Source organism: Chryseobacterium pyrolae, assembly GCF_025153485.1.
Classification (GTDB): Bacteria; Bacteroidota; Bacteroidia; order Flavobacteriales; family Weeksellaceae; genus Chryseobacterium; species Chryseobacterium antibioticum.
This window is the reverse complement of the sequence record NZ_JANZQH010000002.1, coordinates 82,060-106,469: the sequence shown is the minus strand read 5'-3', so window position 1 is coordinate 106,469 and position 24,410 is coordinate 82,060. Positions and strand designations below refer to the sequence as shown.

Here is a 24,410-nt window from a genome sequence, read left to right as displayed (position 1 = left end):
TCACACAATCATATAGATAACCTGCTTTCCGGCAGGTTATTTTTTTATCCAGTTAAGAATGTTGGGATAGATAATGCTGTCTCTTTTTACTTTACTGAAAAACCGTGGTACATGACCTGTTCTTTTCATAAAGATCAGTTTGTGGGGTACATTCTGTTTGGAAAGAGCAGAATCCATGGACAATCCCTGATGCTGATTGACCAGGAAGTCGTTATTTCCTTGAAAAATCAGTGTAGGAACATTGGATATATTAGCGATGGGGCTGGCTTCCTTAAATGCTTCAGATATATTTTTACGGTCAAGCTTTGTTCCTACAACTTTCTGAAAAGTAGGAGAGGTGTATTTTGAATAAAATGAATTAAGATATTCCGGACTGTAAAAATCTGTTGGCCCGCTCAGAGAAATGATTTTTCTGATCTGCTCAGGATGACGATAACCGTAAAGAAGGGCAAGATGCCCTCCAGCACTTTCTCCCAGAAGTATATAATTATCCGGTTGAAGTTCTGCTTTTCCAGCCAGGGAATTAAATTTTTCAATGGCCATGCCAATGTCTTCCAACTGTTGTTTATAAGTAATGTTTTTTCGTTTGGAAACAAGTCTGTAATTCATGTTGACACTCGGAATCTTATGTTCAAAAAGCATTTTCTGGATTTGGATCATATGCTCTTTTTTCCCGAGAGTCCAGGCACCGCCATGCACGATAAGAACTACGGGAGCATCTTCAGCATAATCCAGCGGAAGAAAAACGTCCATTTTCTGTCTTTTATGCTCACCATATTTCAAATTATATATTTTCTGCTGACCACCTTCGCCCACCCAAACCTTAAATTTTGTATGGCAAGACTGCATCAGAAAGCTTAAACAGCCTACAACAAAAAAATGGTATCTGAGAACGAGCTTTTTCATAAGATAAAATTACGGAATATTATCAGTTTAGATAAGCCCCGAAAAATGATTTTTGTTATCAGAAATTCTTTTTGAATGCATGAGGTATTTTTATACCGGCATCGTTTAATAGGAGAGTTCTTCCTTTTTTAATCTTATCTGGTTAGAAACCATTTGTATTTCTTAGTCTATTGTTTCTCTGCCGTTTTTGATGAAAGTCCTTTTTTTATTGTAATCACCCCTTTTTCACCTTCTTTGAAGATAAAAGTGATTTCACTGTCATCATCCTGGAGAAAAAATGTGTTTTCATTTTCAGCCAGCATTCTTACTTTAGGATCATTGTTATTTTGAATGAAAAGCTGACCGTTTTCGTATAGAATATGAATGACACTGTCTTCCGAAAGCTCATAATTACCGGCATATTTTTTCAATATAGAAGTATCAGGATTGATTTCTTTCTTAGGTTTTGGGAGATCATAAGGTTGGTCTAAAAGTGCCCCTAAAATGGTATTACCCGCTTTTTCCAGTTTTTTACTCGTAATATTATTGAGCAGTATAATACAGATATCATCATCAGGAAACATAGCGAAATAACTTGTTGAGCCCTCTATATTTCCTCCGTGATTAATCAATTTTTTTCCATACAAATCGTCGATGAACCAACCAAAGGCATATCCGCTTAAATAAGGCGTGGTGGCCTTTTTGAAGGTCTCTTTAGAAACAATTTTATAATCTCTGAGCCCTTCATAATACTTGTAAAGATCTTCTGCAGTGCTGTAAATTTGCCCTGCTGGGCCTGTTAATTCCGGATTCCAGATTTCTGTTTTTTCCTGTTTTGTTTTTGAAAGGTAAGAATAGGGAACGGTTTTGTAAGGACTTTTCAAAGCAGGATAATCAAATCCTGTATGACTCATTTTCAGAGGGTTTAAGATGAATTTTCTTACAGCCTCTTCATAAGATAAACCTGTAACCTTTTCAATGATCATTCCCAGAAGGATATATCCTGAATTGGTATATGAAAATTGAGTACCCGGTTCAAAATCTAGAGGTTCGTTTTTAAAAAAAGAAATTTCTTTACTTTTTGTAATGGTTTCTCCGGTATGAAGCAAGCGGAAATACTCCTTGTTTCGGAGTACCTCATAAATTCCTGAAGAGTGGGTAAGGAGATGCTCAATGGTAATTTCATTTCCTCTCGGATAATCCGGAATAAATTTAGAGAGAGGATCCTTTACCGAGAGCTTTCCTTCTTCACTTAACTTGACAATAACCAATGCAGTGAAAGATTTGGTTAAAGAAGCAATCTGGTAAATGCTGTTGTTTTGATTCGGTATCTTTTTTTCTGCATCTTGCCAGCCGTAGGACTTTTCGAAGAATGTTTTATGTTGGTAATGAACCAGAGCCATTCCATTGAATTTATTGATGGCTGCATACGCCTGTATAATGCTGTCTATGGCCAGTTTCTTTTTTTCCGGCTGTTGAACATTGATGTCCGCTCTATTTTGGGCTTTTAAAGGGGAAAAGAACGTACAACAGATAAGGATTATAAATCCTGACAAAAAAATAGAATATTTATGGCGCATGGTATCTTGTTTAAAAACAGTTAAAAGTAAGCAGAGTTTTGCTCAGATGAACGCCCCATCGGCATAAAATATTTAAAATTAATATTCAGAAACAAATAAAAATAGATTTTAATAATTATTTTTGCCCTACTTAACATATATTAAAAAAACATTAAAATAATATGGCATCTGGTTTTTTTGCGATTTTAGATGATATTGCGGCACTGATGGATGATGTGGCTGTTACGAGTAAAATAGCTACCCAAAGAACAGCCGGTATTCTGGGCGATGACCTAGCTGTGAATGCAGAGAAAGCTACAGGTTTTCTTTCCTCACGGGAAATCCCTGTTTTATGGGCTATTACAAAAGGCTCCTTTATCAATAAGCTGATCATTCTTCCCGTTGTATTCCTTCTCAACTGGCTCTATGCTCCGGCAATTAACTATGTGTTGATTCTGGGTGGATTATATCTGGCGTTTGAAGGTGTTGAAAAAATTATAGAATTTCTTTTTCACCGGGATAAAACAGGTCACGAAGTGGTAGAAGAAATTGTAGAAGACGAAAAGAGTGATGAAGACATAGAAAAATCAAAGATAAAATCAGCTATTACTACAGATTTTATTTTGTCTGTTGAGATTGTCATCATTGCTTTGGGAACGGTTTTGGAAGAAAGTCATCCTTTCATTACCCAGATTTTGGTAACGAGTCTGGTTGCCTTTATAGCTACAGTGGGCGTGTACGGAATTGTTGCTTTGATCGTAAGGATGGATGATGCAGGATTCAAATTAATCAAAAAAAGTAATGACAAAGGTTTCTTTGGAAAGCTTGGACACTTTTTGGTGAAAGCTTTACCTGTTGTTATTAAAGCTTTGGGAGTGATAGGGACCATTGCCTTGATTATGGTAGCCGGCGGTATTTTCGCCCATAGAATAGAATTTCTTCACCATGTTTTGCCTTCCTGGTCTTCTAATGAGATGCTTACTATTTTAAAAGAAATTATTCTCGGACTTATAGGAGGTTTATTTGCTGTAGCTCTTTTTACAATGGGAAAAGGAGTTGTTTCTTTAGTAAAGAAGAAATAGGAATTTGATATATAATAAAGGACTCGGCGCGGGGTGGAAGAATCCCCGCCGCGGCCGGTTATGTAAAAAAAAAAGGCTGTTTTATAGACACTTTTTTTTATTTTTAATTTATAAATCTTTCACTTTATCAAAAAAAGTTTTTTCCTTTCCGGAAGGTTCTGCAACCATATCTCCGCTTGACATCTGTTTTTCAAAGAAATCTTTCTGTTCCTTATTCAGTTTTTGTGGTGTCCATACATTGATGTGGATGAACATATCTCCTTTTCCATAGCTGTCGATGCTTGGAAGCCCCTTTCCGGCTAGTCTAAGGATCTTTCCGGACTGAGTCCCCGGATCAACGGTGATTTTCACTTTACCGCCTACCGTAGGGATTTCTTTCTTAGTTCCTAAAGCAGCTTCTGCATAAGATATATATAATTCCTGATGAAGATTGTCCCCTTCTCTCTTGATGGTTTTATCTACTTCCTCTTCAATGATTACCAATAAGTCTCCGGGAATTCCTCCGAATGGAGCGTCATTTCCTTTTCCTCTTACATTAAGCTGGATGCCGTCTCTTGCACCTGCCGGGATGTTAATTGAAATTTCTTCTTCATCTTTGATCAGTCCCTGTGCATTGGCGCCTGCAGGAATTTTATCAGCTACTTTTCCGATTCCCTGACAAGATCCACAGGTAGTCTGTGTCTGCATCTGTCCGAACATCGTATTCATGACCTTCATCTGAACACCGGACCCGTTACAGGTAGGACATACTTTTGAAGTGGCCCCTTCGGCCATCTTCATTTTCTTTACTTTGATGGTTTTTTGCGTTCCGTTCACCATTTCCTCAAGATTCAGTTTGATTCTGATTCTCAAATTAGATCCCTTTACCTGCTGCCGTCCGCCACCTCCAAAACCTCCGAAGCCTCCTCCGCCTCCGAAAATATCTCCAAACTGACTGAAAATATCTTCCATATTCATACCTCCACCGAAGCCTCCGCCTCCAAAACCACCGTTACCACTCATTCCGGCGTGGCCGAACTGGTCATATCTGGCACGTTTCTGATCGTCGCTCAGTACTTCATAGGCTTCTGCAGCTTCTTTAAATTTTTCCTCAGCCTCTTTATCACCAGGATTTTTATCAGGGTGAAATTTAATGGCCATTTTTCGGTATGATTTCTTTATCTCCTCGGCCGATGCAGATTTACTGATCTCAAGAACTTCGTAATAATCTCTTTTTGACATAATGCTTATAATTGATTATTGATGAGTCATCAATGAGGTATTGTCTCACCATTGATGACCCATCATTGATCATGGGTATTTTAGTTTCCTGTTACTACTTTTGCAAAACGGATCACTTTATCACTTAAAGTATATCCTGTTTCAATAACATCTACGATTTTGCCTTTTAGATCTTCCGATGGTGCAGGAATCTGAGTAATTGCCTCATGGAAATCTACGTTGAATGTATCACCAGCATTGACTTCCATAGCTTTTAAGCCCTTTTCGGTAAGTCTGTTCTTAAATTTCTGATAGATAAGTTCCACCCCTTGAAGGTCAGATGAATTTCCGTTTTTAGCAATTTCTTTTAAAGCTCTTTCGAAATCATCCAAAATTCCCAGCATAGAAACCATCATATCCTGGTTGGCATACTGGAAGAATTCCATCTTCTCTTTTGCCGTTCTTTTTTTATAGTTTTCGAACTCAGCGTATAATCTGATGTAACGGTCTTTCTCTTCTGCCAAAAGTTCCTCTGCAGAAGGTTTTGCTGTCACATTTTCCTCAGCTACCACTTCGTTCTGAATGTTGTTTTCTTCCTGATTATTGATGCTTTCTTCGTTAATATCCTGATTTTGCATAATTCAATATTTATTTAAATAGTTGTTTGACAAAGAGCCTGCCAAATAGAAAAAATGGACATTAAGGCAGAAAAAAGGAAAGAGAAATTGTCAATTTTGCAGCACAGTCTAGCGGTTGATTTTGGGTGTAATTTGAATTCACCATTGCCTATTCACCATCATTCACAGTTGCCATTTCTATCCGGCAAATGTCTGGTACAGAAGGTAAAGGTTGAGAACAATGATGACAAGAGAAATAATCCAGACAATGATTTTTAAGAAAGGTTTATTCACAAAATCTCCCATTTTAGCTTTATCATTGGTAAACATAACTAAAGGAACTACCGCAAAACTCAGCTGCATAGATAAGATTACCTGGCTTAAAACCAATAAATCGGTGGTTCCCTGTTCACCATAAATAATGGCCACTATTAAAGCGGGAATTACAGCAATCAATCTTGTAATCAATCTTCTCAACCATGGTTTTAATCTGATATTTAGGAAGCCTTCCATGACGATCTGTCCTGCAAGCGTCCCCGTAAGCGTTGAGTTTTGTCCTGATGCCAGCAATGCAATTGCAAAGGCAATACTTGCCATGGAAGCACCTAAAATCGGAGTAAGCATTTTATAGGCATCATGAATGTCAGCTACGTGCTTATTTCCTGTAGTATGGAAGGTGGCAGCAGCTAAAATAAGGATCGCAGCGTTGATAAAAAAAGCCAGCATCAATGAAACGGTACTGTCTAAAGTTGCAAATTTTATGGCCTCTTTTTTTCCTTCTTTGTCGCGCGTATAATCTCTGGTCTGAACAATACTGCTATGCAGATATAGATTGTGAGGCATAACCGTAGCACCCAAAATTCCTATGGCGATGTACAGCATGGCCGGATTTTGAATAATTTCCTTTTGAGGAACAAGTCCACCCAGTATTTCATTAAAGGCAGGTTGTGAAATCACAATCTCATAAATAAAACAGGCGAGAATAATGAAAATAAGACCGCCAACAATACTTTCTATCCATCGGAAACCTTTGGCTTGAAGCAAAAGTATGATCAAAACGTCTACGGTTGTGATCACAATTCCCCAGGTCAGAGGAATGTGGAAGAGTAAGTTTAAAGCAATGGCAGAACCTATGACCTCGGCGAGATCGCAGGCGGCAATCGCTATTTCACAAAATACCCATAGGATAAAATTGGTCGTAGGGCTGAAATGGTCGCGGCATGCCTGTGCCAAATCTCTTTCTGCAACAACACCCAATTTCACAGACAGATGCTGTAAAACCATTGCGAAAATGTTTGAAATAAGAATAACCGAAAGCAATGTATATCCGAATTGAGCTCCTCCTGCAATATCAGTCGCCCAGTTTCCGGGATCCATGTATCCTACGGCAATCATCAGTCCCGGGCCCGCAAAAGCAAGGTATTTTCTCCAAAATGAACCATTTTTTGGGACTTTTATAGATGAATATACCTCCGGCAGGGAGTGGGAAGTTTTATCTTTACGCCAGGCGTTATTTAAATTGAAATTCATAAATGTTAGAAATGACTAACAAATTTACTTAAATAAATGTAAATACGAAAGTAAGGTGAAAAAAAAATCCCGAAAACTAAATTTCGGGATCTTATTTTTATGGATTCTAAAGATCTATTTTGCAAATCTTACAGACATTTTTCTGTCTGCAGCTCTTTCTGCGTCAGAAGCTTTAGCATCTACTGTAGCAAATTTACTTCCGTAACCTTCTGCTTCCAGAACCTGAGCGCCAACACCAGCTTTACCTAAAGCAGCTTTAATAAATTCAGCTCTTGATTTAGATAATTTTACGTTGCTTGCCTCGTTCCCTGTTTTATCAGTATACCCTCCGATTTTTATTTTTGCATCCGGGAATGCTTTTAAAATCGCTACTAAATTATCAAGCTGTCCCTGAGAACCTGCTTCCAGTTCAGTAGAACTTCCCATTTTGAAGTTTACATGGTCAAAATCATACCACTTATCTTTTAATGCAGCATCGTCAGCAGCATTTTTATAATCTCCTGATTTCAGGAAGGTAATCATCTGATCTTCCATACCTCCTTTGTACCCTTTCAGCATAACCCCGTTAAGATCGATGTTTTCATCAGTCTTAGCAACCGGTGTTGCTGTTGAAGTAGAAGTATCTGCAGGAGTGATGGTAGCAGCAGTATCTGCTGTTGATCCTGTAGAATCAGTGGTTGTAGTGGTGGTGGTAGTCTGTTTCTTGTCGCATTGTTTCCAAATGAAATAAGCTGCGGCAATTAAAAGTAAAAGCGGAAGCAACCATTTCCAGATTGAACCTCCGCCTTCATTATTATTTCTGTCAGGATTGGTTCCTGCAGATGTAGTACTTCTTGTAACTTCTATTTTAGGCTCTGGCTTTGGTGCTGCTTCTGCATGGGAAGTTGATGTACCTCCTCCGAACCAGCTCCCTAAATTTAGAGAGGCTAAAGATAGTCCTGCCGGAAGAAGTGAAGAAACGATTCCTTTTTGCTCACCTAGCAGACTTGAAATACCTGATTTGTCTAAATTATTATCAGCAGCATATTTTCCGATAGAACCTACCGTAGCTCCCGTTACTAAATTCAACAGCGAACTTGAAGAGTTATTGCTGATTCCTGCATAGGTAGCAATAGCATTCACGATTCCACTGATTTTGTCTCCAAAAATAGAGGTCAACAAAGTGGAAATTACAGGGCTGCTGGATGCACCACCTAATAAATTTCCTAAAATTCCGCTCGACGAGGCATTGGTAATTGCATCCAAAACTCCCGGGTTATCAGAATTATTTGCTAATCCTCCAACAATGGCAGGAAGTAAACCTCCAATTGCTTTTGAAATACCGGATTCACTCTCTCCAAATTGAGAAGCTGCTTGTGAAACCAAAGCGGGACCTAACTGTCCTTTAATTAAATCAATGACATTTAAAGACATAATAAATTATTTTTTTAGATTAATGTTGAATAAATTTAAACAAAAATCTGTCCAAAAGTCACTTTTTTTGAATATTTATTTAATTTTCAGGAAAGTTTTTGAAAATGAGCCAAATATTTTAATAAGCTTTTGCGAATAATACACGTCTTTGAGACGGTTTGCCGCTTACCAAAGAAATACCTTCTTCAATATCATCATCTAAAGGAATACATCTGATTGTTGCCTTCGTTTCATCCTTTATTTGCTCTTCTTCCTCAGCGGTTCCATCCCAATGTGCATAGATGAAACCTCCTTTTTCTTCAAGAACTTTCTTGAATTCTTCATAGGTGTCCACTTTCGTGATGTTATCCTGTCTGAAGTTTAATGCTTTTTCATAAAGATCTTTCTGAATCGTCTGCAATAATTCTTCGATATAAGTGTCTACTCCTTCAATAGAATGAAGTTCTTTAGTTAGATTATCTCTTCTCGCGATTTCTACAGATTTATTTTCAAGATCTCTTGGTCCCATTGCAATTCTTACCGGAACACCTTTTAATTCGTATTCTGCAAACTTCCATCCCGGTTTGTTATGTGTATCATCATCAAATTTTACAGAGATGCCTTTCGCCTTTAATTTAGCCACAATACCAAGGGCTACTTCGCTGATCTGAGCTAATTGCTCTTCACCCTTGAAGATGGGAACAATAACCACCTGGATTGGAGCCAAGGTAGGAGGAAGTACCAATCCGAAATCATCAGAGTGGGTCATGATCAAAGCGCCCATTAAACGGGTGGAAGTTCCCCATGATGTTGCCCATGCGTGTTCAATTTTACCTTCTTTATTGGTGAATTTTACATCAAACGCTTTTGCGAAATTCTGACCAAGGAAGTGAGATGTTCCTGCCTGAAGAGCTTTTCCATCCTGCATCAATGCCTCGATACAATAAGTATCATCAGCTCCTGCAAATCTTTCAGATGGTGTTTTTACTCCTTTAATAACAGGCATAGCCATGAATTTTTCCGCAAAATCTGCATAGACATCATTCATTTTTTCAGCTTCTTCTATCGCTTCATCTTTGGTAGCATGTGCTGTGTGTCCTTCCTGCCATAAAAATTCTGCTGTTCTCAGGAACAGACGGGTTCTCATTTCCCAACGAACAACATTTGCCCATTGGTTAATCAGGATCGGAAGGTCTCTGTAAGACTGGATCCAGTTTTTGTATGTATTCCAGATAATTGCTTCTGAAGTAGGACGCACGATAAGCTCTTCTTCCAATTTAGCATCCGGATCTACAATAAGCTTGTGTGGATTGTCCGGATCTGTTTTTAATCTATAGTGAGTAACTACTGCACATTCTTTAGCAAAACCTTCTGCATTTTTCTCTTCTGCCTCAAAGAGGCTTTTGGGCACAAAAAGCGGGAAATAAGCATTAACGTGACCTGTTTCCTTGAATCTTTTATCCATTTCATCACGCATTTTTTCCCAGATTGCATAGCCGTATGGTTTGATCACCATGCATCCTCGCACTCCAGAGTTTTCAGCTAAGTCAGCTTTTACCACCAACTCATTATACCATTTGCTGTAATCTTCGCTTCTTGAGGTTAATTTTGCCATTATTTTTTTAAATTTTTTTAACTTTTGTACATTATTGTAATCTAAAAATAAAAATCTATTTTTGATAGATTTTTCTACCAGTGTTTTGGTACATTTTTGGTACAGATTGCAAATATAATTTAAATTAAAAATCTTTACGTTATCATGAAAAAAAATATACATAAAAATTTACTCGGTTTGTTAAAGTCCAAAGGGATTTTAGCAATATCAGGTGGATTGCTACTTGTGTCTTGTGGCGCCCAGATGGGAGGATATACAGAGACCGATGGGGTGTACTATGACCCTAATAAAGATACGCTGCCAGAAGGAGTAATCATCAATGATGGCGGAAACAGAGTTGGAGAAAATTATGATTATTACCAAGAGTCTAATGTGATACAGAATGCACAGGCTAATTCTAAGGAACAAGATAATAGATACAGTACATGGAGTGATAGCAATTGGGATACCAATGCTACCAACTCAGACTGGGGCGCATTTGCCGGAGCTCAGACCAACTTTTACGACAATTCCTGGGTATCTCCTTGGGGATGGGGAGGTTATAGTCCATATTGGGGGATGAACCGCGGCTGGGGCTGGGGTGCATCATTCGGTTGGGGCGGATCTTTTGGCTGGGGTGGTTCATTCGGCTGGGGCTGGGGAGGCTCTATGGGCTGGGGAAGTCCTTACTGGGGATATGGATATTCACCTTATTGGGGAGGATATTATGATCCGTTCTGGGGTGGCGGTTACGGTAACCCATATTGGGGCTGGAATGGCGGCTACTGGGGGAATGGGTACAGACCCGTTTACAGAAGAAGCAGTGGCGGAGGATTCAGTAATCCAGGCTTAACCAATGCTGTGTACAGAACAAATACTTACAGAGGCGGCTTCAGAAACAGTAACGGAAACGGTTTCCAAAATAATAATGGTGGTTTCAGAAGTAGCAGTACAAATGGCGGTTTCAGAAACGGTTCAAATGGCGGTTTTAGAACCAATGGTTCAAATAATGGTGGCTTCAGACAAGGAAACGGGAATGGTGGTTACAGACCTCAGCAACAGTCTGGTGGATTCCGTAATTCAGGTTCTCAGCCAAGACCTAATTATAATTCTCAACCTAACTATAACAACAATAACAATGGCGGTTTCAGATCCAATGACAATGGAGGCTTCAGATCAAGTGGAGGTTCTTCAGGAGGAGGTTTCAGAAGCGGTGGTTCGTCCGGTGGTGGCGGAGGTATGAGATCTGGCGGCGGAGGCGGCGGCTTCAGAGGCGGCAGATAATTTCAAACTAAATAACTATTAAAAAAATAATGTTAAGAAAATCTTTAGTATTAATGAGTGTTTCTGCAGCATTTTTTGCGCAGGCTCAGGATGTTTCTGTATTAAGAAATACTGTAGATGTTTATTCCAGTACTCCAATGGTGGGTTCGTCGAAATTTAATGCAATGGCTGGAGCTAACGGAGCATTAGGAGGTGATGCCAACTCACTGCTTACGAACCCTGCAGGTTTGGGAGTTGCCATTTCCGGAGAAGTTTCCGGAACACTGTCTATCGCAGGAAATAAAAATAAAAGTACGTGGGCGGGATCTACGGTTGATTACAGTCAAACCAATACAGATCTTGGAAATGTAGGAGCCGTAATAGCTTTTCCACTAATGAGTGAAACAGGGTGGAAGTTTATTAATATAGGAATTAATTACTCCAACCAGTCGCTTGATAACTATGTTGAATCTCCCGGAAGTAATAATGTCATCAAGGATTTTGATGTTGATAAGAGTTCATCATTTGCAGGACATGCTTATGACAGGTATGGAAATCTGTCAAAAACAAGTTTTGGTGTAGGAGCCAACTATAATCATAATGTATATCTTGGTGCTTCATTTAACTTTTTCAATGCAGACATTGATCAGGTTGACAGAGCGGCTTTCCAATCTCTCCAGAATGGTTCTTTAGAATATTTTGACCGACAAAATACACCTTTTACTGAAAGATCTTCCGGATTTTCTGCTACTCTAGGGGTAATTGGGAAATTGAGTCCTAACTTCAGGATTGGGGGTGCAATAGAAACACCTACGTTCTGGCGTATAGACAGAGTATATAGTTTCTATAATGATCCAACTTACGGAGATGGTTCCGGGGGTGAATCCAGAGATCTCACGACACCTCTTAAAGCGACCGTCAGTGCAGCATTTGTTGCCAGCAAAAACTTTTCATTGAACGTAGATTATACGCTGGGACTAACAAGACCTAAATATGAGGTAGTTACAGGTGCTGAAAGTGAATTGAACAGTTTCTTTAAAGATAATTATAAAAACGTATCAGAAGTACGAATAGGTGCTGAATACAGGATGAAACAGTTTAGATTAAGAGGAGGGTACTCTTATGTATCTAATCCTTTTGATGCTTTGACGGTAAGCCAGGTAAATCCGGACGCTTCTACATCAGACCAGTCATACAGCAATATGATGCTTAATAGCAGAAATCTTGCTTCAGTTGGTTTGGGATATGATTTCAAATCGTTCTACATAGATGCATCTTATCAGTATGTAACATCCAAATACAGCAATCCTTTCTTAAGAGGTGTTGAGACAGGGAATCCTGCTACTGATACTGCTTATTATTCTCCTAATACTATTATGTCATCTGATTACTTTGCGGTCTCAGAAGTGAAAAATAACAGAAATAACTTCTTTATTACATTCGGCTGGAAGTTCTAATTCCAGATTGTGTAATGAGTGATTAAATTGAGGCTCCGGATCGTAAGATCCGGAGCTTTTTATTTTCGTTGAATTATAATAGTATTAATGAGAATGTCCTGCTGCAGGATGATGATGAAAAAGGTGCATAATCAGGGCTAAAGAAACCCCCAGGATTACAAGACCTATCTTTACCCAGTCGATATTATGGTTTTTATTGCTCTCAAAAATGATTACTGATGAAATATGCAGGAAGATTCCCCCCACGATAGCCAGAAAATAAGGCTGAAGATTAGGGTTGAAATAATTTCCAAGCAGCATTCCCATCGGAGAGGCAAGTGCAAATAAAGCAACAATCAGAATGGAAGGATAATGTGAATTTTTGGATTCATTTTTTCTGTTGAATAAAAAGGCTCCAAGAATAAATGAAATAGGAAGATTGTGAAATACAATTCCCAAAAGATAAGGCGATAGCTGTTCCTTCTCGTTAGCCAAAGGAATTCCCTCGATAAAAGCATGTATAAATAAACCAACCATCAGCGCCATAGGAAGAATGTTGTTCTCACTGTGATGGTGAAAATGCCCATGTTCGAAACCTTTCGTTAAAGCTTCCAGAATCATCTGAAGCAGAACTCCTGCAATCACGAAAATTCCCAGGCTACTTCCGACTTCAGAGGTGTAGACCTGCGGGAAAACTTCATTCAGACAGATGGTAATCAGAAATCCGGCACTCAGCACCAACAGATTTTTGGCAAGCTTTTCCTTTTTTCCGAAATGCTTGCCGAGAAAAACTCCTGTAATAACGCTTAATATCAGTAAAACGACAGTTATCATGCCTTTTTCTTAAATAAATTGATACAGCGTGGTGAAACCTCACGGTCAAATTCATTCAGCTGATAATCACCCCATATCTTCACTCTTTCAAAACCGCAGTCTGCTGCATAGGAATGAATCGCTTCCAACGTATGAAGTTTTACTTTTTCGAAGAAATGAAATGATTTTCCGTCCGTTTCAAAACGAATATCTTTGATGATATGTCTTCCTTCGATCTTTTTTAGAATTTTAAAATCAATGTCACCACGGGTGATTGTGGTTTCAGGGACTATACTTTTTCTTACAAATTCTTCATTCAGATAATCCAGTACAAAATATCCTCCTGGTTTTAAAACATTGTAAACCGACTGAAATACTTTTTTGTCATCACTTTCGTTATCAAAGTATCCGAAGCTTGTAAATAGATTGAATACCGCATCCATAGGATCGGCATCAATTGGGTTCCGCATGTCGTGAACATTGAAAAGAAGTGTTTGGGTTTCAAACTGTTTATCGAATTCAATACTCTGTCTGGAAAGATCAAGTCCCAATACATCGTAGCCTAATTTATTCAAAAAAACAGAGTGTCTTCCTTTTCCACATGCCAGATCAATAATCTTGGATGAAGGGGGCAACTGAAGGTCTTCAGTAAGCTTCGTAATGAAATTTTCGGCTTCCGTATAGTCTCTGTTACTATAAAGAAGATGATAATAAGGTGTATCAAACCAAGATTCAAACCATTCCATAATGCAAAAATAACTAAATTTGTGCGGTTAAAAGCAAAGTATTTAAATATTGAAAGATCGAAATATTCAATTAATTGCAAAATTGAATGTGTAATCTTTTAATTATTAAGTTGTTAAATCTTTTAATAATAATTTATGGACATAGAAAATCTAAAGATTCAGATAAAGACATTCTTCGGACTGGAGGAGATTCTTGCTGAAGAGATCAAAAAATTAGGCGGAAAGAACGTTGAAATTAAAAACCGTGCGGTCAATTGTGAAGGTGACCTCGGTTTTCTTTATAAAATTAACTACTCTGCAAGAACAGCATTAAAAATATTAATTCCTGTTTTTGAATTTAAAGCATTTAATCAGCATCAGTTTTATACAAAACTTTCAGCCATTGCATGGGAAGAATATATGGATGTTGATCAGTCGTTCGCGATTGATGCTACGGTAAATTCTGAGACATTCAAACATTCTCAGTTCGTCACTCTTAAAATGAAGGATGCTATTGTGGATTATTTTCAGGATAAATTCCACAGACGTCCGGATGTAGAAACAAAAAGTCCTGACATCAAATTTCACCTGCATATTGACCGTGAATTGGTAACGGTTTCTATGGACTCTTCCGGAGATGCACTATTTAAGAGAGGGTACAGAAAAGAACAGGGTGAAGCACCTATCAATGAGGTGCTGGCAAGCGGAATGCTTCAGCTGGCAGGCTGGGATGGAAAAGGAAACTTCCTGGATCCAATGTGCGGTTCGGGGACTCTTCTTATTGAAGCAGCCATGATTGCATTGGATCTTCCTGCACAGATTTTCAGAAGGAGATTTGCTTTCCAGAACTGGGCGAATTATGATGCTGATCTTTTTGCAAAGATCAAAGAAGTAAGAGTAAACAGAGTAAGAGAGTTTACTGGAAAGATCGTGGGTTATGATATTGACGGTAGAATGCTGAATGCGGCCAGAACAAATATCGAAGCCGCAGAAATGGAAGATGTGATCGAATTGAGAACAAAAGACTTCTTTGAATCCAAAAAAGACCTTTTCCCGCTGTTAATGGTTTTCAATCCGCCTTACGATGAAAGAATTTCTATTAATGATGAGGATTTCTACAAAAAAATCGGTGATACATTCAAAACAAACTATCCTAATACATTAGTCTGGCTGATCTCTTCAGATCTGGAGGCGGTGAAAAAAATTGGTTTACGCCCTTCGAGAAAAATCAAGCTTTTCAACGGGAAACTGGAAACGAGATTTTTACAGTACGAAATGTATGAAGGAACGAAAAAGCTTCATAAAATTGAAAAAGAATAATCAGTTTTATATAGAAACCTTCCTGTTTACGGAAGGTTTTTTGTTTTTGTGTAAACCCGAATTAAAAGCATAACTTGGAATCTTATATATTATCAAAAATAATCTTTCCGTAAAATTCCCTAACTAATTGGTAGATCATATTGATTTTGTATAAAAGTTAATTTCTTTGAATAAGCTGTTAAACTGTTTGCGGATTCCTCAGCGAATAAGTAATTTTGAAAAATTTTCAATTTGAGACCTACTATTTCCATCGTTGTTGCTATTTTTAACCGAAAAGACGAACTTTTTGAGCTTCTAAATTCTTTGACTTTTCAGACAGATAAAGCGTTTGAAGTTATTATCGTAGACGATGGTTCTCTTATTGATCTTAAGCCGACTATTCAGAATTTTGATGGAATATTAGAGATCAAATACTTCAGAAAAGACAATTCAGGTCCCGGTCTTACCAGAAATTACGGTGCGAAGAGAGCCCAGAATGACTGGCTGCTTTTTGTAGACAGCGACGTGATCGTAGAGAAAGATTATATCGAAAATATTAAAAAAGATATAGAAACCATTCCATGTGATGCGTTCGGAGGAGCAGATAAGGCTCACAAAGGTTTTAACCTGATGCAGAAAGCAATTTCCTATTCCATGACCTCAGTTTTTACAACGGGAGGAATCAGGGGGAGTAAAAAAGCGGTATCCAGATTTCAACCCAGAAGTTTTAATATGGGGGTAAACAAAGCCGTTTTTGAAAAGGTAGGTGGTTTTTCCGAAATGAGAATCGGGGAAGATCCGGATCTGTCGATGACACTCTGGGAGAAAGGCTTTACGACTGCATTTTTCGACGATATCGCAGTGTATCATAAGAGAAGGGTGGATCTGGGTAAGTTTTCTAAGCAGGTCTATCAGTTTGGATGTGCAAGACCCATTCTCAATCAAAGGCATCCTAATTATGTCAAGATCTCATTTGCATTTCCAACACTGTTTATGCTAGGGTATATTTTAGGCTTTATAGAATATTTTATTTTAGGAAGAGGTATTATTCTGGCGTTTTACGGATTGTATACCTTCCTTGTATTATTCCATGCCATGATCGTGACGAGGAATATAAGCATTGCCGGAATGGCGGTCATCTCTACCTACATCCAGATGTTTTCTTACGGATACGGTTTTCTTAAATCATGGGTGCTCCTGAATATTTTCAGAATGAAGCCCGAAGATGCTTTCCCGAAACATTTCCATAAAAAATAGATTAAAAAAAATAAAAGCTGTCAGAAATTCCGACAGCTTTTATAACAATAAAATTAGGATATGTATAGAGTTTCATGGTTGAGAACGCCTGTTTTTAGCATGCATTCCCGCATTTTTTCATAAGTTCTGGCGATATCATGGTCTAGTCCGATTGAGAATCTGATCAGTCCGTCTGATATGCCCATGGCTTCACGCTCTTCTTCCGGAATCTCCGATGAAGTAGAACTTCCCGAGCATGAAAATAAAGTTTTGTAGAATCCTAAACTTACTGCCAGGTAGCCTAAGTTTTCCTGCTGCATCATTTCCATCAGCTCATTCGCTTTGTCAGTGGTGCCTGCATCTACCGTAAGTAGTCCTCCAAATCCGTATTCCTCATACATCATGCTTTTCATCAGTTCGTGATTCTTATGGGATTTCAGTCCCGGATAAGAAACTTTAAGCCCATCTTTTTCAAATCTTTCAGCAAGGTACATCGCGTTGTGACTGTGCTGTTTCATTCTGATGTGAAGCGTTCTCAGGTTTTTCAAAATACTTGCAGAACGGAAACTGTCCATCGTTGGACCCAACAGCATACATGCTCCGTTATTGACATTTTTGGTATCATTAATGAATTCCTGAGTTCCACAGTATACACCACCTACCGTATCGCTACTTCCGTTAATGAACTTGGTTAAACTATGAATGACGATGTCAGCACCTAATAATGTAGGCGAAACAGAAAGAGGGGAGAATGTATTATCTACAATCAGTTTTAAATTGTGTTTTTTACAGATTTCAGAAAGTCTTCTAAGGTCTGCCACTTCAAGAAGCGGGTTGCTTACACTTTCACAGTAAATCACTTTGGTATTAGGTGTTATTGCATTTTCTATAGACTCAAAATTGCTGATGTCTACAAAAGTAGTGTCAATATGAAAAGGAGGAAGGAAGTTTTTAAGAAAAGCGTAAGTTCCGCCGTAGATGGTTCTGCTGGAAATAATATGGTCGCCGCTTTTACATACCTGCATCAAAACAGAAGTAATAGCTCCCATGCCAGATGCTGTAACGTTGGCAGCCTCTGTGTTTTCCATTTTAGCCAATGCTTGTGCAAGGTACAGATTCATTGGGGATGAATGTCTGGAATATAAATAACATCCTTCAGCATTCCCTTCAAAGGTGTCAAACATTGTTTTTGCAGAGAGGAACGTATACGTAGAGCTGTCAGAAATCGATGGGTTTACACCTCCGAATTCGCCAAAATATTGCAGATCCTGGATCTCATTAGCCGCATTAAAATTTTCCATAAGCTTTAGATTTTATTTGTCGGTCTAAATATGCTCTGTTTTCATAATTATTACAACATATATTTGAATATGTAGAATATAAATCTAATATTTTTGTTTTGAATAGAAAATATGTTTATTATATTTGAATTTGTTAAACTTTATCCAAAAATTTATCTATGAATTTTGATGAAACTGATAAAAAACTGCTTCTGTTCCTGCAGGAAGACTGCAAACAGACCACCAAAGAACTGTCTTACAAGCTTGGTTTATCTGTAACGGCTGTTTATGAACGTATAAAAAAGCTGGAAAACCTTGGTGTGATTTCAAAATATGTAGCGTTGCTGGACCGGCACAAGATCAACCGGGATTTTATCGTGTTATGCCACATCAAATTGACCCAGCACAAAAAAGAATTTGTACTCCAGTTTGAGAGAGAAGTGATGAATCTACAGGAAGTTACAGAATGCTTCCATGTAAGTGGCGATTACGACTATATCCTTAAAATAGGCGTGAAAGATATGGAGGATTACCGTAATTTTATGCTGAGTAAATTAACGGCACTTCAGCATATAGCGAGTACCCACAGCTCTTTTATGATCTCTGAGGTTAAAAATACAACCGCGATTGTGCTTTAAATTTATACTAAAACTCCATTTTTAGATGAAATGGACTCCGGAATGTCTGTTTCTCCACCCATTTGTAAAAGATCGATTTCTATAGCTCTGCAAATAGAAAGCATCGGAACATCAAACATTAATCCGGCGAAAGGGTTTTCAGAATAATCACCTACCAGTTCCATAATAATATAAATCCACCCGATAATAATACAGAAAGGAATGGAAGTCCAGATTCCCCAGTCACCCAATTTGGCAAACTCATTTACCAAACCTAGCGGAAGCAAGAGGATAAAAAGGATGTTAAATACGAATGCAGTACTGGCAAACTGCCTTGGTGAAGGGAATTTTTTAATTCTTTCGGCTTGCCCCTGATAATTATAAAACTCGTTTAAGCAGTTTTGAAGTTGTACCTGGTTAAACTCAGAAATGATCTTTTTATTTTTTAATTCGTTGATCTCTTTGGCTTGCTTTGAGATCAGATAAGTGGCGAAATTTTTATAATCCGATTGCAGTTCAAATTCTTCCTCTGAAAGGTATTTATGTAAAAAGATAGGTGTTCTTCCGTAGTCAGGAAAGCCTGCTTTGATCAGTCTGTGACGTTTAAGATCAATACTTTTAAATTGATCCTCTTCATTACTGATGTGTTCCCATTCTGCAGGAACCAGAAGCTGTTCACGGAAAGCATAAAGCCATGCAATATGACGGTAAATAATTCTTTTTCTTCGGTCTTCCAGCTCAAATGACCCTGTTCCTTCATTTTCGGTGTCAAAAGCATAGATCATGGAGGCGAACGAGCGACTTGAGTTCACAATTCCACCCCATATTTTTCGTGCTTCCCACAATCTGTCATAGGCCTGATTATTTTTAAAACCTACTAAAAAAGCCTCTGCGGTACCAATCAATGCAACCGGAACCCAGGGAATGATCATCCAGTGCCAGTTAAAAAAATAAAAGAGACCTGTAATCAATGTACACCAAATCGAAATCCAGATCAAATGAATGCCGGATAAGTTTAAAACCTGTTTGTAGTTGACGTATTTTGTGGTGATCATATTGCTGTGTGAAATTTGATGTGCATATAAACAAAAGAAATACCAAAAGCGGTATTTTAATGCTGATTAAATGTAATAAAAAAACCTCTAAAAAATTAGAGGTTTCATATAATTCATATGGCTGATTAATATTTCAGCATTTCTTCGATTTTTTTGCTAAGCTTTTCAGCGTTTGGAAGCATTTCTTTTTCCAGTACCAGATTGATCGGAACAGCTGGTACATCCAGAGATCCCATTGTTTCCACAGGAGCATCCAGATACTTGAAGCAGTTTTTCGAGATACGGTGCGCAAATGCTTCGGCAAATGAGTTGTTCAGCTGTTCTTCCGTCAGAACGATACATTTTCCGTGTGCTTTTACCCTTTCAAAAACAAGTTCTTCATCAAGAGGAATTAAAGTTCTTAGGTCGATCACTTCAACTCTTCCGTTAAAATTCTTAACCGCTTCTTTTGCCCAGTAAACTCCCATTCCATAGGTGACAACCAGTAAAGTTCTTCCTTTTTCCGTTTCATTTTGATCCGCTTCAATGATCACCTTGCCTTTTCCAAAAGGAAGGATGTAATCTTCTGCCGGCTCAATGGTTTTAGCATCTTCAGTTCCCGGAACTTTACTCCAGTATAAACCTTTGTGCTCCAGCATGATTACAGGGTTCGGATCGTAATAGGCTGCTTTTAATAAACCTTTGAAATCAGCTGCGTTGCTTGGATAAGCGATTTTAATCCCTTTAATATTGGCTAAAATACTTTCAACACTTCCACTGTGGTAAGGTCCGCCACCTCCGTAAGCACCAATCGGTACACGGATGATATTGCTTACAGGAAATTTTCCCTGACTTAAATAACTGGATTTTGAGATTTCAGTGATCAGCTGGTTGATTCCCGGATAAATATAATCGGCAAACTGAACTTCTACGATAGGTTTTAATCCTACAGCACTCATTCCAGCGGTTGATCCAATGATATACGCTTCCTGAATAGCGGTATTGAAAACCCTTTTACTTCCGAATTTTTTTCCTAAAGTAACCGTTTCTCTGAAAACACCTCCGATTCTTTCTCCCACATCCTGTCCGTAAAGAAGGGCTTCAGGATGTTTCCACATTATTTCCTGAACCGCATGAATAGCTGCGTCTACCATGACGATTTTTTCACCACCTGCAGGTTCGCGCGTTCCCGTTTCCTCCGTGATCGGAGTAGGAGCGAAAACGTGCTGCATAACGGTTTCAGGTTTCGGGTCTTCAGCATTTTGTGCTCTTTCGAAAGCTTCTTCTGCTTCAAGACGGGCTTTTTTAGTAATCTGTTTTAGAAGATCTTCGTCCGTCCCTGATTCCAGAAGTTGTTTTCTAAGGATCTCACCCGGATCTTTAGCTCTATGTTTTGTTAAATCTTCCTCGTCTCTATAGAATTCTCTTCTTACCCCTGATGTATGATGACCGATAAGAACCGTTTTAGCACAAACCACAATTGGTTTTCTTTCGTTTCTTACGAAATCGACAGCCTTTTTCATGGCCTCGAAACTTTCCACAAAATCAGTTCCATCTACACGCATTCTGCTAAGGCCTGTAAACCCTGCCACGAAATCGTAAGCATCACAGGTTCTGGCCTCTTCTTTGGTCACAGAAATTCCCCATTCATTATCCTGTACCAGAAATATAATAGGAAGTTGGTGTAGAGCTGCAAACTGTAAAGCTTCACTTACTTCACCTTCTGTTACAGAGTTGTCCCCAAGACTGCATATCACAACAGGGTTATTTTCGAAGGTCTGTAAATTGAAATCCTGAATATATTTTATCCCCTGTGCAACCCCGGTTGTTGGGATGGTTTGCATTCCTGTTGCAGAACTCTGGTGAATGATTTTAGGTTTGTTTTCATCACGGCTTGAAGGGTGAGAATAATACGATCTTCCACCTGAAAAAGGATCCTCTGCTTTGGCAAGCAGCTGAAGCATTAATTCATAAGGTTCAAAACCGATACCCAGAAGAATACTTTCGTCTCTGTAATAAGGAGAAATCCAGTCTTCTTTTTTAAGCTGATAAGCAGTGGCCAATTGAATGGCTTCATGACCTCTTGAAGTACTATGAACATATTTACATATATTTCTGTTTTCTTCATAGATATCCGCCATAGCTTTAGCCAGCATCATATGATTGTACGCTTTAAGCAAAATATCCTGAGAAACTTTTTCGTGAAGTGTATTTTCCATAGGAAGCAAATATACACAAAAAAACAAAACACTAACGCTTGTTAGTGTTTTGTAAAAATTATAGGAGCTAAAGGGTTATTCCTTAATGACTTTTTTAGAAATGACCTCTTTTCCGGTTTTTATTTCAATGATGTAAATTCCGTTATTGAAGGTTGAAAAATCTATAGGTTCTTTATCACTGCTAATCATACCACTTTGTATCTTTTTACCTGAAATATCATAAACAGTGAATACAGATTGTTGAGGTGCTTTCAATACATAAACCCTATCTTTTGTAATAGTTGGTGCCACAGATAGGTTACTTAAAAGTGAAGCTTCAGCGGTTCCAAGAACTCCATTTTGGCCAGTTATGATAATTGAATAGTTTTGAGGTGCCGTAGCCCCTGAATTGTCTTTTAATGTTCCTTTATGAGAGATTTCAATCCGGTATTTTCTGCCTCCTGTTGGGGCATTTATAATAATCTGTTCCACATTGTCTACTGTATTGTCTCCTTTGGTGGCAGGTACCATGGGACTGAGAGGATTAAGTTTCCACGGAGTGTATACCGTATTGGTGACAGTATCTATAATTCTTACATCAATGTCGTTGATCAGTTTGGAATTTCGATCATTATGAATTTCAGTCCAGAGACTGCCGAAATTAGTGAATTCAGGATCTATCCAGGATAAGGTTACTTTTAGTGGTTCGTAGCCGGAAGCAATGACGCTTTTCTGATTGATAGTGCCATTATCGAGCTTCTCGTCATTAAAAAGAACCGTATTATTTGATTTTCCTACCAATAGTTCTGCCCCTTTTTTCGCATTAATAAAACCCCAGCCAAATTGAGGATCGGGACCTGTATTTCCTGCTTCTGATGCTGAATGTATCATTAATGTTTTAGCAGAGGCTGCATTTAAAACTTGTCCTGAAAATAGCTGTTTGCTGATTTGTGTCCAAAGTCCTATAATTCCAGTAACAACCGGGGCTGAAAAAGAGGTGCCGCTTCCTGTAGTAATAATGCTGCTTCCCGTTGTGTTATTGGCACTGTTGGCACTACTGACGTTTGTTCCAACCGCGATGATGTCCGGTTTAATAGCTCCATCATCCCTCGGTCCAGCACTGCTGTAGCTTGAATGTATGACGTCAGGTGATGAGATGTATCTGCCTCCGTTGGTGGTAACAATGTCTGCTGCTCCCACTACAATGATATTCTTCGCCAAAGAACCTGTACCAATGCAGTCATACCCTTGAGAGCAGTTGTTTGGAGGTATAGTATCTGTAGATGAGAATTCCACAAAATATCCGTTGGAATTTTCATAATATTTTTTTTCAGTACTGGCTTGCGGCCCATCTCCAAAAAAATTACCGGCAGATTTTACAATAATGAATGAAGGATTGTCATAGACGATTCGATCATAATTTTGGTCGTTGGTGAGATAAACTCCCTGAGCGTCATAATAAATGTTGGGGCTTGTAAAGCTTCCCTGCCAAACCCAGGCTCCTACTCCGGCAATCGGCCGGTAGGTCCATCCACTATTGATGCCATAGGAATGATTTGATATATTGGGCTGTGCAATCACTAATTTTTGGAATACACTACTGGCTGCAGAATTTCCAGGGAGTGGGGTTGTTCCAAAGGAATAAGCATCTATCGTTGAATTAGGAGCAATTCCTTTAAAATTGACCTGTTTGGTTGTTCCATTATTGGATGTGATCGTAGAGGGATAATTTTTGGCGCCGATAAATCCGGCAACAGCAGTTGCATGATCACCATAGATGAAGCTGCTGCTTTCCTTGTTGCTTATTCTGTTGGGGAAATTATTAAAAAATATATGGTCGGCATAGACTCTTGCTTCGCTTGTTGAAGAGCTGCCATCAAAAATCGTAAACTTGATATTTTCGCCATTAAAAGAACCTGTTAATCCTGAAATATTACCCTCCTGTAAAAAATCAGCATTTGAATTTAAAATCTGGTCTTTATCTGTAGCCTCCAGAAAGTAAGGTTTATCATCAGGCAGGAAACCGGCGAGGGTGCTTCTTTTTTCCTGAATTTCTTTTGATGTTTCCTGGTTTTTGTTATTGCCGTAGTGTTTGAGAAAATATAGATCGAGCTTTTTATTATTTTCAACAGTCTGTCTCTCAAACTCTCTTTTAAGGTTTTCATTTTTTTGTGCGTTACCTAGTGTAATACCTAAGGTACCCACTAGAATGAAAATTTTTTTCATTAAATTGTATTGTGTTTTGAGACGCCAAAGATATTGAACATATAGATATAATGTTCTGTATTTTAGTTGATTGATTTAAATTGTAAATTTATTTTTATAAATATGTTTATAATTTTATATGTATTGTGTTTTTTGATGTTTTTTATACGTTTAAAAAAGCAATATTGTCGCTAATCGCTCTGTTAAAATGTGAATTTGTACTTCAAAATTGATCAGAGACGGTGTTTTGGCTGCGCTTTTCTTTTGGTAGAGTACAATAGAATGATAAATACAAATAAAAATGGGCAATATTAGCCGGTATCTAACATTGTTTTTAAATGAAATTTTATTTTTTATTTATAAGATAGAAATTGTAAAAAGTTATTAGTCTTTCTTTGTATTTTACTGCTGAATTTTTGAAAAAATGAAGTAACTTTACATTCTC

The 24,410-nt window shown here is 38.2% G+C and carries 19 protein-coding genes; 6 read left to right on the top strand and 13 right to left on the bottom strand.

Translation table 11 applies throughout. From position 1 onward, the window contains the following. Window positions 1–36 precede the first annotated feature (36 nt). Window positions 37–906, bottom strand: a complete 870-nt coding sequence (locus NZD88_RS03790; protein WP_259827572.1) for an alpha/beta hydrolase — start codon at window positions 904–906, stop codon at window positions 37–39. A 167-nt stretch (window positions 907–1,073) separates the two neighbouring features. Continuing rightward, window positions 1,074–2,441: a serine hydrolase gene (locus NZD88_RS03785; protein ID WP_259827570.1), complete on the bottom strand. Its 1,368-nt coding sequence runs from the start codon at window positions 2,439–2,441 to the stop codon at window positions 1,074–1,076. A 185-nt stretch (window positions 2,442–2,626) separates the two neighbouring features. Here NZD88_RS03785 and NZD88_RS03780 point away from each other — a divergent pair, with 185 nt between their 5' ends. Beyond that, window positions 2,627–3,526: a DUF808 domain-containing protein gene (locus NZD88_RS03780; protein ID WP_259827568.1), complete on the top strand. Its 900-nt coding sequence runs from the start codon at window positions 2,627–2,629 to the stop codon at window positions 3,524–3,526. A gap of 108 nt (window positions 3,527–3,634) precedes the next feature. On the opposite strand, the gene dnaJ is transcribed toward NZD88_RS03780, so the two are convergent. From dnaJ to proS, 5 genes are all read right to left on the bottom strand, one after another. Beyond that, the gene (gene dnaJ, locus NZD88_RS03775; protein ID WP_259827566.1) at window positions 3,635–4,747 is read right to left on the bottom strand and encodes a molecular chaperone DnaJ; all 1,113 of its coding nucleotides are present in this window, start codon (window positions 4,745–4,747) and stop codon (window positions 3,635–3,637) included. Window positions 4,748–4,827: 80 nt separating this feature from the next. Continuing rightward, a complete protein-coding gene (locus NZD88_RS03770; RefSeq protein WP_279324404.1) occupies window positions 4,828–5,364 on the bottom strand; it encodes a nucleotide exchange factor GrpE in 537 nt (178 codons plus the stop codon). A 177-nt stretch (window positions 5,365–5,541) separates the two neighbouring features. Further along, window positions 5,542–6,873, bottom strand: a complete 1,332-nt coding sequence (locus NZD88_RS03765) for an Nramp family divalent metal transporter (RefSeq protein WP_259827564.1) — start codon at window positions 6,871–6,873, stop codon at window positions 5,542–5,544. 114 nt (window positions 6,874–6,987) lie between these two features. Beyond that, entirely contained in the window at window positions 6,988–8,286 is a 1,299-nt protein-coding gene (locus NZD88_RS03760) for an OmpA family protein (protein WP_259827562.1), read from the bottom strand. 118 nt (window positions 8,287–8,404) lie between these two features. After that, window positions 8,405–9,880: a proline--tRNA ligase gene (gene proS, locus NZD88_RS03755; RefSeq protein ID WP_259827560.1), complete on the bottom strand. Its 1,476-nt coding sequence runs from the start codon at window positions 9,878–9,880 to the stop codon at window positions 8,405–8,407. A 144-nt stretch (window positions 9,881–10,024) separates the two neighbouring features. On the opposite strand from proS, the gene NZD88_RS03750 reads away from it, so the two are divergent. Then, window positions 10,025–11,143: a prolyl-tRNA synthetase gene (locus tag NZD88_RS03750; protein ID WP_259827558.1), complete on the top strand. Its 1,119-nt coding sequence runs from the start codon at window positions 10,025–10,027 to the stop codon at window positions 11,141–11,143. A 29-nt stretch (window positions 11,144–11,172) separates the two neighbouring features. After that, on the top strand, window positions 11,173–12,579 hold the full coding sequence (locus tag NZD88_RS03745) for an OmpP1/FadL family transporter (RefSeq protein ID WP_259827556.1): 1,407 nt from the start codon (window positions 11,173–11,175) through the stop codon (window positions 12,577–12,579). 84 nt (window positions 12,580–12,663) lie between these two features. Here NZD88_RS03745 and NZD88_RS03740 read toward each other — a convergent pair whose 3' ends face one another. After that, window positions 12,664–13,389 (bottom strand): ZIP family metal transporter, encoded by a 726-nt coding sequence (locus NZD88_RS03740; RefSeq protein WP_259828374.1) that lies wholly within the window; start codon window positions 13,387–13,389, stop codon window positions 12,664–12,666. Then, window positions 13,389–14,117 (bottom strand): class I SAM-dependent DNA methyltransferase, encoded by a 729-nt coding sequence (locus NZD88_RS03735; protein ID WP_259827554.1) that lies wholly within the window; start codon window positions 14,115–14,117, stop codon window positions 13,389–13,391. The genes NZD88_RS03740 and NZD88_RS03735 overlap by 1 nt, the downstream gene beginning before the upstream one ends. A 135-nt stretch (window positions 14,118–14,252) precedes the next feature. Here NZD88_RS03735 and NZD88_RS03730 point away from each other — a divergent pair, with 135 nt between their 5' ends. Then, window positions 14,253–15,416 carry a THUMP domain-containing class I SAM-dependent RNA methyltransferase gene (locus tag NZD88_RS03730; RefSeq protein ID WP_259827553.1) on the top strand — a complete coding sequence of 388 codons (1,164 nt, stop codon included), beginning with the start codon at window positions 14,253–14,255 and terminating at the stop codon, window positions 15,414–15,416. A gap of 231 nt (window positions 15,417–15,647) precedes the next feature. Beyond that, window positions 15,648–16,652, top strand: coding sequence for a glycosyltransferase family 2 protein (locus NZD88_RS03725; RefSeq protein WP_259827551.1), 1,005 nt, complete (start codon window positions 15,648–15,650; stop codon window positions 16,650–16,652). Between the two features lie 53 nt (window positions 16,653–16,705). Here the strand turns inward: NZD88_RS03725 and NZD88_RS03720 are convergent, their stop codons facing one another. Continuing rightward, window positions 16,706–17,932, bottom strand: a complete 1,227-nt coding sequence (locus NZD88_RS03720; protein WP_259827549.1) for an aminotransferase class I/II-fold pyridoxal phosphate-dependent enzyme — start codon at window positions 17,930–17,932, stop codon at window positions 16,706–16,708. A gap of 158 nt (window positions 17,933–18,090) precedes the next feature. Here NZD88_RS03720 and NZD88_RS03715 point away from each other — a divergent pair, with 158 nt between their 5' ends. Beyond that, window positions 18,091–18,549 (top strand): Lrp/AsnC family transcriptional regulator, encoded by a 459-nt coding sequence (locus NZD88_RS03715; RefSeq protein ID WP_169235606.1) that lies wholly within the window; start codon window positions 18,091–18,093, stop codon window positions 18,547–18,549. Window positions 18,550–18,551: 2 nt separating this feature from the next. Here NZD88_RS03715 and NZD88_RS03710 read toward each other — a convergent pair whose 3' ends face one another. The 3 genes from NZD88_RS03710 to NZD88_RS03700 all read right to left on the bottom strand — a co-directional run bounded on the left by NZD88_RS03710 (window position 18,552) and on the right by NZD88_RS03700 (window position 23,986). Then, window positions 18,552–19,583, bottom strand: a complete 1,032-nt coding sequence (locus NZD88_RS03710; protein ID WP_259827547.1) for a bestrophin family protein — start codon at window positions 19,581–19,583, stop codon at window positions 18,552–18,554. 125 nt (window positions 19,584–19,708) lie between these two features. Beyond that, window positions 19,709–21,781 carry an alpha-ketoacid dehydrogenase subunit alpha/beta gene (locus NZD88_RS03705; protein ID WP_259827545.1) on the bottom strand — a complete coding sequence of 691 codons (2,073 nt, stop codon included), beginning with the start codon at window positions 21,779–21,781 and terminating at the stop codon, window positions 19,709–19,711. Window positions 21,782–21,856: 75 nt separating this feature from the next. Continuing rightward, on the bottom strand, window positions 21,857–23,986 hold the full coding sequence (locus NZD88_RS03700) for a S8 family peptidase (protein WP_259827543.1): 2,130 nt from the start codon (window positions 23,984–23,986) through the stop codon (window positions 21,857–21,859). Window positions 23,987–24,410: the final 424 nt, after the last annotated feature.

Bases quoted from the DNA above. Each gene is read 5' to 3' on its own strand.
- NZD88_RS03790 (WP_259827572.1), bottom strand. From the start codon at position 906: ATGAAAAAGCTCGTTCTCAGATACCATTTTTTTGTTGTAGGCTGTTTA.
- NZD88_RS03780 (WP_259827568.1), top strand. From the start codon at position 2,627: ATGGCATCTGGTTTTTTTGCGATTTTAGATGATATTGCGGCACTGATG.
- dnaJ (WP_259827566.1), bottom strand. From the start codon at position 4,747: ATGTCAAAAAGAGATTATTACGAAGTTCTTGAGATCAGTAAATCTGCA.
- NZD88_RS03770 (WP_279324404.1), bottom strand. From the start codon at position 5,364: ATGCAAAATCAGGATATTAACGAAGAAAGCATCAATAATCAGGAAGAA.
- NZD88_RS03765 (WP_259827564.1), bottom strand. From the start codon at position 6,873: ATGAATTTCAATTTAAATAACGCCTGGCGTAAAGATAAAACTTCCCAC.
- NZD88_RS03760 (WP_259827562.1), bottom strand. From the start codon at position 8,286: ATGTCTTTAAATGTCATTGATTTAATTAAAGGACAGTTAGGTCCCGCT.
- proS (WP_259827560.1), bottom strand. From the start codon at position 9,880: ATGGCAAAATTAACCTCAAGAAGCGAAGATTACAGCAAATGGTATAAT.
- NZD88_RS03750 (WP_259827558.1), top strand. From the start codon at position 10,025: ATGAAAAAAAATATACATAAAAATTTACTCGGTTTGTTAAAGTCCAAA.
- NZD88_RS03745 (WP_259827556.1), top strand. From the start codon at position 11,173: ATGTTAAGAAAATCTTTAGTATTAATGAGTGTTTCTGCAGCATTTTTT.
- NZD88_RS03735 (WP_259827554.1), bottom strand. From the start codon at position 14,117: ATGGAATGGTTTGAATCTTGGTTTGATACACCTTATTATCATCTTCTT.
- NZD88_RS03730 (WP_259827553.1), top strand. From the start codon at position 14,253: ATGGACATAGAAAATCTAAAGATTCAGATAAAGACATTCTTCGGACTG.
- NZD88_RS03720 (WP_259827549.1), bottom strand. From the start codon at position 17,932: ATGGAAAATTTTAATGCGGCTAATGAGATCCAGGATCTGCAATATTTT.
- NZD88_RS03715 (WP_169235606.1), top strand. From the start codon at position 18,091: ATGAATTTTGATGAAACTGATAAAAAACTGCTTCTGTTCCTGCAGGAA.
- NZD88_RS03710 (WP_259827547.1), bottom strand. From the start codon at position 19,583: ATGATCACCACAAAATACGTCAACTACAAACAGGTTTTAAACTTATCC.
- NZD88_RS03705 (WP_259827545.1), bottom strand. From the start codon at position 21,781: ATGGAAAATACACTTCACGAAAAAGTTTCTCAGGATATTTTGCTTAAA.
- NZD88_RS03700 (WP_259827543.1), bottom strand. From the start codon at position 23,986: ATGAAAAAAATTTTCATTCTAGTGGGTACCTTAGGTATTACACTAGGT.